The organism is Dyella acidisoli (genome assembly GCF_030160295.1).
Classification (GTDB): Bacteria; Pseudomonadota; Gammaproteobacteria; order Xanthomonadales; family Rhodanobacteraceae; genus Dyella_B; species Dyella_B acidisoli.
In genome coordinates this window covers 165,188-176,983 of the sequence record NZ_BSOB01000017.1, presented here as the reverse complement: position 1 = coordinate 176,983, position 11,796 = coordinate 165,188, and the positions used below count along the sequence as shown (strand labels likewise).

8 protein-coding genes are annotated in these 11,796 nt (G+C 56.7%); 1 reads left to right on the top strand and 7 read right to left on the bottom strand.

The window, feature by feature from the left end:
- From QQJ86_RS10145 to QQJ86_RS10130, 4 genes are all read right to left on the bottom strand, one after another.
- Positions 1-1,934 (bottom strand): S53 family peptidase (locus QQJ86_RS10145; protein WP_284320821.1); only part of this gene is annotated, 1,934 nt, incomplete at its 3' end.
- Positions 1,935-2,646: 712 nt separating this feature from the next.
- On the bottom strand, positions 2,647-3,303 hold the full coding sequence (locus QQJ86_RS10140; RefSeq protein WP_284320820.1) for a protease pro-enzyme activation domain-containing protein: 657 nt from the start codon (positions 3,301-3,303) through the stop codon (positions 2,647-2,649).
- A 337-nt stretch (positions 3,304-3,640) separates the two neighbouring features.
- Positions 3,641-4,663, bottom strand: a complete 1,023-nt coding sequence (locus tag QQJ86_RS10135; RefSeq protein WP_284320819.1) for a FecR family protein — start codon at positions 4,661-4,663, stop codon at positions 3,641-3,643.
- Positions 4,663-5,262 carry an RNA polymerase sigma factor gene (locus QQJ86_RS10130; protein ID WP_284320818.1) on the bottom strand — a complete coding sequence of 200 codons (600 nt, stop codon included), beginning with the start codon at positions 5,260-5,262 and terminating at the stop codon, positions 4,663-4,665. Before QQJ86_RS10130 ends, QQJ86_RS10135 begins: the two co-directional genes overlap by 1 nt.
- 1,346 nt (positions 5,263-6,608) lie before the next feature.
- Between QQJ86_RS10130 and QQJ86_RS10125 the strand changes: the two genes are divergently transcribed.
- The gene (locus tag QQJ86_RS10125) at positions 6,609-7,388 is read left to right on the top strand and encodes a hypothetical protein (RefSeq protein ID WP_284320817.1); all 780 of its coding nucleotides are present in this window, start codon (positions 6,609-6,611) and stop codon (positions 7,386-7,388) included.
- 74 nt (positions 7,389-7,462) lie between these two features.
- On the opposite strand, the gene QQJ86_RS10120 is transcribed toward QQJ86_RS10125, so the two are convergent.
- The 3 genes from QQJ86_RS10120 to QQJ86_RS10110 all read right to left on the bottom strand — a co-directional run bounded on the left by QQJ86_RS10120 (position 7,463) and on the right by QQJ86_RS10110 (position 11,497).
- Entirely contained in the window at positions 7,463-9,406 is a 1,944-nt protein-coding gene (locus tag QQJ86_RS10120; protein ID WP_284320816.1) for a sensor histidine kinase, read from the bottom strand.
- A 21-nt stretch (positions 9,407-9,427) separates the two neighbouring features.
- Complete coding sequence (locus tag QQJ86_RS10115) at positions 9,428-10,123, bottom strand: response regulator (protein WP_284320815.1); 696 nt, start codon at positions 10,121-10,123, stop codon at positions 9,428-9,430.
- Positions 10,124-10,390: 267 nt separating this feature from the next.
- Positions 10,391-11,497: a helix-turn-helix domain-containing protein gene (locus QQJ86_RS10110; RefSeq protein WP_284320814.1), complete on the bottom strand. Its 1,107-nt coding sequence runs from the start codon at positions 11,495-11,497 to the stop codon at positions 10,391-10,393.
- Between the last annotated feature and the right edge of the window lie 299 nt (positions 11,498-11,796).

The window sequence follows — 11,796 nt, the reverse complement described above, 5'->3', positions numbered from 1 at the left end:
GTGGGTGTCGGCGTAGGAGTGGGGGTCGGGGTAGGAGTCGGAGCGGCACCCCAATACTTGGTGACATAGGCGTTGAGCTTGCTGATATCCAAGCTACCCCAACCGGTGGTGTTGTCGTAACCGGCGCCGGCGTTATAGCCGTTTGTGCCGGAAGTCGTCGAGCCATCTTGGCCAGCGTTGTAGCCGTTGTTGCCTTCGGTCACGTCATGCAGCGGCGCAGTGTCCGTCTTGAAGTACTTGTACATGTTCGGGGTCGGCAAACCCAACGTGTTGTTATTCGCCGACTCGATACGCGCCCAGATACCGACGAAGATCGGCGAGGCGAGACTGGTTCCGCCGACAGCTGAGCTCTGACCGTTGATGATAATGTTCGCGCCGGTGGCCTGGGACGCATCGAACGCCACGTCAGGAACCTGACGCATGGTCACCGACGAACCGAGTGCCGTGGTCTGCCAGGCCGGTGCGTCTTGGATCGCGCTCACACCACCGCCAGTTGCCCAGAGGCGATAATTGTAGTCACCGTTGCTGGGACTGGCGAGTTGCAGGCCTTGGTTCCATACGGTTTCACCCGCCCACGTGGTGGTATTGGTGGTGCTCAGCGTCGTGCCGCCCACCGCGACAACGTTCGGATCGGCAGCCGGCCAGCTCACGCTGTATTGCTTCAGATTGATCTCGACCTGGCCACTGCTATTCTCGACATAGCCAGGTTCTCCATAGCTATCGGTCGACCACTGGTACACACCTGCATCGCCGGAAGCAATGGAGAAGACTTGGCCCTGTGTAGCTGCCTGAGAAAACGCGTTGTCACTATCCGGCGCCCAGCCATCGTTTTTGGCGGCCGTTTCGTCTTCACCCAGCGACGCGTTGATGACCGTCGCCACGTCGTCAGAGGCGGCCTTGTTGAATGCCGATGCAAGATTGGCCATGGTCAGACCGCTATCGCTGCTGTCTCCGTTGGCGGCGGTGTAGAAAATGAGTTGCTTCACACCACCGGACGTCCCAACGATGGTCTGGCTGTCCAGATCCCACTCGTCATCGGAGTTCGGGTCATCGGCGTAAGTGCCGCCGGCATCGGCCTGAACCACTTTCGTACTGACCGCAGTGAGGTTGTTATTAGTGGTAAATGTGCCAAGGTCTGCAATGGGCTGAGTCAGGTCACCATAGGTAATGATGCCCACGGTGGTCTTGGAACCGGTGGGCGTGGTGCCGGCATCGTAGATCGACGCGAAATCGGTCGGATTATGGGCAACCTGGCTACCGGCAGTCGCCTGCGTCTTTACTAGGCTGCCAGCATTGTTGGTCGAACGTGCGATCATCAAGTGCGGCTTGGCGTAGTTCTGCAGACCGAGCACGGCATCGACGATACCGTTCAGTGCCTGAGGGACCGTCACATCATTGCCATTGGCGAAATGCTGTTCGCCCTTGAAGACGAAAGACTTCATGTTGGCATTGAAGGCCGCATTGACGTTCATGGCCGTGCCGTCCGCCACCACCTGCAGATTGTTGTCTGCGACGGTGATATTGGTGAATCCATTCGCCTTCAGGTGCGCCACCACGGCTTGGACTTGCGCGTCGGTTGGGGCGTACTGCGCCTTGAACTGGGCAGGGGTCAGGAACTGGCGATAGTTCGGGCTACCTACCTGGTTGACCGACTGTATGAAGCTATGCAGCTGATCGGTATTGCGCAAGCTCAAACCCACAGCGATGTGCAGCGGCTTGCTACTTTCCAGCGGTGCAATCTGCGCCGCGTCGATGGACGGATAGCCATTCATGACCAACCTGGAAACATGGTTGACGTCGGTTTGAATGCCTGCGTGCGTGCGCGTAGAGACCACGGAGGTGTTGTCGGCATGCGCTGCCATGGACAACAAGGCTGCTGAAAGCATCGCTGGCAGCAATTTACGACTTCCCTTAAAGCCGAAACGATTTGACATGGATGAATTCCCCAAGCTTCTTTGGATAGACAGGGCCGACGAAGCGTCGTATGCCCCCATGATTTTTCGCACTGAAATGCGACCCTCGACTGCACGGCTCTAGACGGCTCCCGAATACTCCGTGCACCCTCACCATTCCCTTCACCTCTGACCACTCATTGGCACCGCCCTTTTACTGAGACGGTATCTAGAAAAAAAAGCCTACATTTCTCTTTTCCGGAGCTGGAGAATTTCCGCGGAAGCTGCGACGCAGCAAATGGTTTCGGCTGAAAGAGTTCTCAGCAAAAAGATCTTCCAGATCGTTAAGAACAGAGTGGTCCGCCAGACGTCACGGAATGACGACCAGCACTGAGAAAATGCAATAAAGAAGCGATGGACGTGTAGACGTCCAAAAACTACATCACTAACGACTGATCGAAACAGCCATCGATGCGACTGGTCACCACATGCTTTGAATGGCGAAACCAGCGTGATCTGCCACGCTTTCGATACGGGATGAATAGCTCATCGCTGGAATCCTCGTTGCGCCGCGCAGCAGACCGCAAGAAGTCCAGATGGCGCCTGCCAGTAATGAATATCGGTGCTATGAGGGAATGAGTTTTGGCAGATTCGCAACCGGCATCGACGCGCCATGGCGGCTGCCTGAGCTTTGGCCAGGTAACCGCACGACTCCAAGTGAGGTCACCCATGTCATCGACATGAGTTAAATGACTTAATTCATGGGTACATCTGCGCTGTCCTGCAACAGGATGTGCGGCTTACTAACATCTTGCAAACCAAGGACGGCGTCTACGATTCCACCCAATGATGGAGGCACTGTGATGTCTTCGGCATTGCCGAAGTGTGAAGCATTGTCGAAGACAAATCGCTTCATCTCAGCATGGAATGCAGCATTCACGTTTGACGCATGACCATCAGCTGTTACGAGCATGTTGTTCGGCGCAACTTGAATATTCGTAAATCCGCAGCCCTTCAGGTAGTCCACTAGCACTTTCACTTGCTGTTCTGTTGGCGAGTATTGAGCCTTGAGCTGCTCTGCCGTGAGGTAGTGGTGGTAATTCGGACTACCCGGATCGTTGATCCCTTGAATGAAGGACCGGAATTGATCCTGGTTACGTGGCTCCAGACTTACAGCGATGTGCAATGGCTGACTCTCTTCCAGCGGGGCGACACGCGATGCGTCAATAGTTGGACGGCCCTCTAGGGCCAAGGTGACGAGATTGCCGTGTTCGCTTTTGACGATGGTGGCATGTGTATGGGTAGGAACCCAGGCTTCTCCCGCGTGAATGGACACAGTAGCAACCATTTGCCACGCGATCGAAAACAAAAGCGTCTTGCCGTACTTTGTGCGATCGACGCGAGTCGACATGCTGAAAACTCCCTAAGCATTCTGGTGCGAACACAGCTTATTCGAGAACTCATGCCCATCAGGCGTTGCAAATTCGCTGATATGGCCAGGACTATCCACGCCCATGCCGGCACCCACTTTTCCGACGGGGCGCCGCTGCATCGATAAATGTGATCACGCGAGCGTCCGAATGCGCTTGGCAACGACCGTAGCGCCGATGAAAATGCCGGCAACCTATTACTTGCATGCCCATATCCACTGATACAGGCCTACGAAGACCCGTTATGGATATAACGTTCTTGGCAAAAAATAGCCTACCTGTCGAATCAGCCTTTGTTTAATGTCGCACTGCCGCGGGTTAGCGACGACGTAGCAGCACAATACGCCTATCGCTGACGTGTTCGGCCTGAATCGGCCAGCCACGCTGCAACAACAGAAGCACTGCATCTACGTCGTTGTCGCGAAATGTGCCGCTGACACGAAGATCCTGCAATGACGGATCACCGATCTCCAGTTGCGTTGTGCTGTAGCGATTGATCTCCGTCACCAGATCCGACAGCCGCCAGTCGTGCACGACCAACCTGCCTTCAGGCCAGCTTTCTGCAGTTTGCACATCGGCCGGTTCGACGGCGGAGATATGACCCGCGAGATCAAACGCGAGACTTTCCCCGCTCTGCAGCGAAGCTTGCTGCGGTGCATTTCCCGGGGTTGCCGTGGCGATGGCCAGCTTTCCTTCGATCAGCGTTACGTTTGTCGCATCCGCGTCGATGCGCACCTGAAACCACGTGCCCACGGCAGTGACTGTTCCGTTCTGGACGTGCACGACAAATGGCCACGCATGGTTGCCATGTACCTTGAATTGGGCTTGGCCGCGCAGCAGATCCACGCGACGCGCTTGTTCGTCATAGCGCACCACTACGGCGGAGTTCGTATCCAGAACGATCGATGATCCATCGCTTAGAGATAAGGTTTGTAACTGGCCGGCGTGCGTGGCATAGGTCGTGCCAGCCGGCTCTGTCGAGCGAGTCAGCCACCTTGGCGTCCAGACCAGCACAACCAGCAAGGCACATGCGCATGCGGCTGCCCCTGCCCAGAACCCACCTCGCTGAAACCAGGGCCTGGGCTTTGGGCGAAGCAATGCCCGATTGGCGGCTTCCACCCATTTGGGCTCCCGTAGGGCCTCCGAGCTGACGCGCCACGCCTGCTCCAGCCTGCGGTACTCAGCCAGATGCGAAGGATCGGCGGCGAGCCAACGCTCGAACGCGGCACGCTCATCATTCGTGCAGTCCGCTTCGAGCAGTAGCACAAACCAGCGCTCCGCCTCTCCAGGAGATGCAGTGCTAGCGTTATCGGTTGATGAAGTATTCGTCCCCATGTTCATTACAACGTATCCGTCGAAGAATTGCCTACCATGCTTTTCAGCCGGGCAAGCGCGGTAGCCAGGTGCTTTTCGACCATTTTCACCGAAATGCCGCAACGTTCGGCGATCTCCACGCGGCTCAAGCCATAGACGCGTTTGAGTATGTACACACGCTGGCACTTGGGGGGTAGCGATTCAATGGCAATACTGATGCGCATCACCTCTTGATCGAATATTGCACCCTGTTCCGGTGAATGCTCGGGCGCGACGATATCTAGCTCCTCGATCGCCACATGATCAAAGCTGTGACGTATGACTGCGTTGCGGTATTGATCGTGGGCGGTGTTCAGCGCTATTCGGTAAAGCAGTTGCTTCCATGCCGAAGCAGGCTCCGTATCGCGATAGCGAAGCAGCTTGGTCAGGCTTTCCTGAGCCGCGTCTTCGGCGTCTTGTTCGGAAGCCGTACGGGAACGCAGAAACTGAACAAGATGGTGAAACTGGCTGCGAATAAAGGTATCGAAGCTATGTTTATCTGCACGCGGCTCACTTTCCGGCGCTTCCGGAGCAGGAGCGATCGTGGCGTTATCCCGATTTCTGATCATCGCGGCGCGTGCTTCCAACCCCAGACGAAGGCGATCTTAGGCAAAACATAACAGGATGCAAGCAAACGGTGACGGTTTTTGGACGGAATCGTCAGTACATGAGTGCGCAATCTGTTCATCCGCGCACAGACTAAAAAAAGCAAAATGTTTCGAAGTGAACATCCCAGGGAAGGCCATGAAATAGGCTCGTGCAGCTATTGATAGAAGCCACCGCGTGTCACTTCAGCACGCTACACGTCGTAGCGATGCGAAACATGGTGCGATGGTCGTTGATGAAATAGCACTTCACTCGGATTCTTTTGCGAAGCAGCACACCACGATTTTGAGCAGTACGGCAAATGTGATTTCACACAGTCGAACCAGATGCGCCGCATAAACATTGCGAACTATTGCTGCTTACGTGGAAGAACGTGGCTCTGAGCCGGCCAGCCTTTCGTACCCGCTTTCGTTTCATAAGCGACAGTGAGCATCCATGAAACGCTGACCGGCCCATTCCCCCGCAACACATAGCAGACCCCTATTTTTGGGACCTCGCAAGGTTGGTTTTCCCGACAAAAGTTTCTGCATTCAGCAGCGACTACCACCGCCGCCAATGGCCAGGATGCCAACCACCATAGGGCCCGCGGTACCCGGGTACCCAAGCAGCGTGATACCAACCCCAGCGAGGGTGCCACCAACCCCAGCCATATCCGGCGTTATAACGCCACACATAAGCCGGTGCCGGAGCAATACCGACAGGAGCAACATAAACAAGACTTGGCGGGGCGGCAACATAGACCTGTGCTTCGCTTCGTCCGGAATAGATAGCAGAGGCAGCCACCAATGCAAATACAGCAGTCAACCACATTTTGTTACGCATGTTCCATCTCTCCTTGTAGCAGCGAATTTCGGCAACTCATTGCGAGCGCCGTGAGTGGAAACGCGTATGGATAAATGGTGATGACAATATTGCGTTGTCTATTGAGCGGAGTTGAAGTTCATTTTGACTACCGTTCATAAACGTGCCGAAGGTAGGCTTTTTTTGTTCTAAAACGTTTAGCCCTCGCAAGCATTGAGGATGCGATCGAAAATAAGCTTGGCGTGAAATAGATACCCTCAAGAACACGCTAGGTAACATCAATTTCCATGAACTGGGCGCCGCAGATAAAAACGCTATCGAGCGCACCACCCAGGCTTCATTGCTCAATTAAGATCAACTCCCGCTGTTGCATCTAAAGGAATTAGATCACCTTCACAGGCATCACTGTGGAGAAGCGAGGATTGGCGAACCGTTGAGATCGGCGATGCAAGTGCTTTTCGAAGATGTTTTTCAAGCGAAACATGCTTTATAAAAAAGTCGCAAGGCTACCGACCAAGGAAAAATCATGAAAAGCCGCGTTTCTTTCACGTCTCTTCTGGCACTTGGCACCCTTGCTGGACTCATGGGGATGGCACATTGTGCTCAGATGGAACGGTTGCCTTCAGAGGCATCGTCGCCGACTTTCGTGATCGGGCCTGAGGCCGGCGATCCTCACTCCCATGCCGCGTTTCCGCACCTACCGCACGACATCATCAAGGTATCTTCACGTGTGCGCGTGACCAGTGCCGCCGACCATGGCCTCAATTTTTTCGCCATCCAGGTCAATTTTCCAAACAAGACATGGGCACACGGAGGCCCTCAGCGTGTGGGTGGAAAATATCAAATGAACTGGGGCGGCCTGGTGAGTCGCGGAGGCGGAAGTACCGATTATCGCGAGGAAAATCCCACTGCGGATCTTCAGTTGCTGCAGAACGCGGAGAATTCGGAGCGTAGCGCACCCTATGCTTGGGAGATCGGAAAAGACTATATCCTCACCATCGAGCGGGGAAACGTCGTTACCTTGCCTCCCGGGCCTTATGTATTTATCGGATCCGGTCCAGTCGTTTCCGTATCCAATGCGCGCACCATGTGGGAATGGAAGTTCACACTCAGGCCTGTAGACGGTCGCGGGCCGGTTCAAGTATCCACTTTGTATGACACTGCGGACCGGATCTCCAGCTTCTATATCTGGAACGAGTGCGGCACATGCGGCAAGGCACAAAGCGCCACATGGACGATGCCGATCTATAACACGCTTAGTGCCTCGAACAAGGAGCTGCAGGCTCAGGTGCTAAAGCGCTTCTGATCATGCGCACGCCGTAGTGCTTGTTACGTCTCGTCAATCAAACACCAAAAAAAGTAACAAAGCGATAGATGCCTTCATGTCGACACTGAATTCTCACGTTGCAACGGCAACCACAGCGTAAATCGCGTACCGCTTTCTCCCGACACCCACGCAACTCGCCCATCAATGGCTTGCGCACGACGCTGCTGATTCTGCAGACCACGTCCGCTGCTTCGCCAAAGGGCAGCTGCCACATCGAAGCCCTGGCCGTTGTCTTCGATGATGACTCGCACGCCAGCACCCTCAACAGCGGTGGCCACTCGAATAACGGTGGCACGCGTGTGACGCAATATGTTGGCCACGCTTTCCTGGACAATGCGCAAGATGTTCAGAGCGCTCGACGGGTCCAGCCAGTTCAATGCCGGCAACTCCTTGACGTCCCATATCAATGCAACATTGGCGCCCTCCATGCGCGGCTCCAGGCGGAAGCGCAGCGTGGCCAGCAACAGCAGGAGATCCGCTTCGACGGGCTCCATGGAGTCGATCGCCAACTTCAGATCATCCATGCAGTCTTTGAGTAGTTGCGATACCTCGGTATCGCGCATGCGCCCCTGCTCTACCGAGCGGATGGCGCTGATCAGCGTAGAACCCAGTCCATCATGCATGTCCTGCATCAGGCGCTGGCGTTCGTCACTCAGCAACTGGCGTTGCTCGATCTCGCGCAGTCGTTGATGGCTTTCTTCCAGCTCCGCTTCACGCAAACGCAAGCGTTCCGCCAGACTGGCGTTGAGCTGCTCCACCTCATCGATGGCATTGACGTAGCGCCGGTACATCAGGGTGCCGAAGATGCCGAACGTGATGGCATTGGTGTAAGCGCCGAAATACCAGCCTTCCGGGCTGACGAAATTGTTCTGCAGCAACCAATCCGACACGCCCAGCAAGGTACATATGCTGACACCGATCGCCACCAGCACTCCTTCATTGGAGCGGCGCCAGGCGTTGACGCCTCCCACCCATCCGACAGCTGCACCCATGAGCGCCGCAATCGGATAAATCAGCGGAGTGACCTTGGGCGTGTTCGGCAGCACGGCCAGCACCGGCAAGGTCAGCACGCCAACCATGCCGGCAACCCCGACCAGCGCACGCGTGAACCACGTGACCTGGCGGCCGTGCAACTGACAGAGGAAGAAGTGCACAACCACGACCAGCCACAACAGCGAATTGACGGTCAGCCAGGCGAACCAGTCGTTGGCAATCGGCACGCCCATATAGAAGTGCAGGCTGCGCAGGAACGAAGTGACAGCCAGATTGAAAAAGAGCAGATAGCCTGTTTCGTGGCGACGCCTGAGCCACACGAATAGCGCAAAAATACCGACGGTGAGGAATGCCATGCTCAAGATCGCAGGCAACTCCTGCTGCAGCCATTGGCGCAGGTGGTAGCGCACCTTCAGCGTCTCGACAGGGCCCAACCATAGCGAAGAGACGGCCACCCGCGTGCCTTGCGTGTGCTCCAGGCGGATAAGGATCTCGCTCACCGGCGCGTTGTCGGCATGCGTGTCCAGCACAACCCACAATGGGGTGCGCGTACCGTTCCACAGCGGTCCTTGTTCCTGCGCTCGATGTACCAGACGGCCGTTGACATACACCGCGATGGTGCCATCCGTTTTGATACGTGCGCCGTATAGCGCCAAGGGGCCGGAATAGCTGGGTAAACCAGGAACGGAGAGCCTCAGCCAGGTGGTGTGGACGAGCGTGGCGTTTGTTTTTGTGCTGGCCTGGCGCAACAAAGCGATGGGCGGGGCTAAGGGCAGCGCGGCATGCTGCCAAGTGTTCGGTAAGGATGCGCTGTCCAGCGCGGGCGGCGGCGCATTGAAACCCTGCGCATCGTGAACCTGCCAATCCGCTTGCGTTAAATGCAGGCTTGTTGTCGATGACCGCTTGCTGACGGCCCCCGAATAGAAAATGCCCACGATAACCAGCAGCAGCAGGGAAAAAACCAACACCGCGTTGGCAAGAAAGGACGTAGGACGGTATTTCATGCAGTGCTTGGATAGCGCTCGCTATTCGTTCAACAGCCCCAGGCTTCTTGCTTCATAGATAGCTTCCGCCTTGGAGGTGACTTTGAGTTTGGTATAGATGCGCCGCACGAAGCTGCGCACCGTAAAGGTCGACAGCTCCATCAGCTTGGCAATTTCATTGGCCGTAAAACCCTTGGTGATGAGTTCCAACACTTCTTTCTCGCGCGCGGACAAAAGTTGCGGCGTTTCGTCCGGCGTGATCGGTGGACTTGCGCCCCCTACCCCGATCTGCCGAAACCGTGCAAGCACTTGTCGCGCAATGATAGGGCTGATCGGGCTGCCGCCGCTGGCCAGGCTGCGAATTTCATCGACGATTTTTGCGGGGGAACTGTCCTTCAACAGATAACCCGATGCGCCAGCCTCGATCGAACGGATGACGTGGGTCTCGTCGCCGAAGTTAGTGGCAACCATGACGCTGCAGCTGGTCCATTGCTGCACGGCGGCTTTGATGACATCAATGCCGGAGCCATCTGGCAATCCCAGATCCACCAGCAGCACATCGGTCGGCGCACTCTGCAGCAATTTCAGCCCTTCGGCGCGCGTGCCGGCGATGCCGGCAAGCCGGATGTCCTGCGCACTCTCGATCGCCTCCGTGAGGGCTCGTCGGAAACCCAGATCGTCCTCCACGATGGCCACGTGGATCAGGGGCGGAGTCTGGCCGGTGGCCGGTAATTCCATGAGGAGTCCAGGGTTCTAAAGAACGTTATTTTGCAACGCGATGGGTAACGACGCGCGTAGCGTCTTTGTTCTACAGACGGCCTTGTGCGCGGTTCCCGCGATACCGAACGGCTGGTGCAGCCATAACTTGAGCACTCCCCTCGGCGCGCGTTGTAGGTTGGGTTAGCGCAGCGTAACCCAACAAACGTTTTCGACATGGCGCAGATTCATCACGCGAACGAGCGATTTTGTTGGGTTACGCTGCGCTAACCCAACGGGACTACGCGACTAGGCCGACGTAGCGAGGCCCCGATCGTCCAGCCACTCCAGGCCCAGCGCGCGAAATTCTCCCGGCGCAACACCGTACGCCCGGCGGAATGCACGCGTGAAATCCGATGCACAGCTGAAACCAAGGCGACTGCCGATCTGCGCCACGGCGATCGACCGCGAACGCACCAGTTCGTCGGCAGCGGCGCGCAGGCGGCAATTGCGAATGTAGTGGTTGAGGCCGCCCTCATCCTCGAACAGGCGATACAGCGTGGCGCGCGCCAAGGGAAAGTTGCTGAGGATTTTTTCCGGCGCCAGTTCGCTGGAATGAAGATGGCGATCGATGTAGTGCTTGATTCGGCCGAGCATCGCTGTGCGTGCGGCAACGCGGACCCCATGACTGGTGCGCACGTCTTTGCTGAAAGCCGCCAGGATCAGGTCGGCAGCGATATGCAGGGCACTTTCGGCTTGCTCGTCGCTCATGGCGGGAAGGTCATGGCCCAGCGCAAAAAGGTGTTCGCGCAACAGGTACGCCAGTGGTGAGGTATAGGTAACCACTCTGCCGTGCAGCGATTCAGCGTTGGGAATTACCGCCTCCACCGTGGCGCGCGGCAGGAAGAACGCCAGCACCTGCGCCTGTGTAGGACGTTTCATCCGCATCGTCTGATTCATGTCCAGCGCCAGGATGCCCGGCGTGAACTGGGTCGATTTGCGGCGCGGCGCGTGTCCTGTCTCAGTCTCGGCGATGCCCTTGATCACAATATGAAAGCAGTAGTCGCGCATGGTGTCGCACGATATGCGTGCAGCCGTGCGAGCTTGCAACATCGGATCAGTGCGACTGTCCAGATAGACCAGCTTGCGGGTGACATAGGTGTCGATCTCTCCGCGAAATCCCCTCACGACCTGTGCCCGCGTCACCGGCACATCGAGGATACGACTGAGCCGATCGCTCCACGCCAGCATTTGCAGATGCTTGGTTTCTTCCGCCGTGCTGAAGTTCTGGCGAAGCACCAACGGTATGGGCGACGCCACGCCGCGGGTCGGTGGATAGACAAGCCGCCTGTCTTCGGAAGCCATGGCCTGCCTCACGGCTTCGCCATAAGCGCGATTTACGTTGATGGTCTGCACAAGGTATCCCTGTCTATCCAGTCCAGTGTTCTAACGTTGCAGATCCGGCCGAGGCCCAATCTGCCAGCAGACTGTCACTCTGCGAACAGGCCGCACTGACGCAAAACGGCAGCTTTTGCCACCGTCAATATTCCGCTTAACCCTCTGTCTCAATTTCCGGGCAACGACCTCTCGAACCGACCGGTCGCCCCGTAAGCTTGCCCCCATCGCCGTCAAGCGTGACGGTCATCACAGAATACTCGACGCCATTGGGTAGAGGGGCCATGGCCAGACGCTTTTCTTTCGTCCACAGCCTGCCG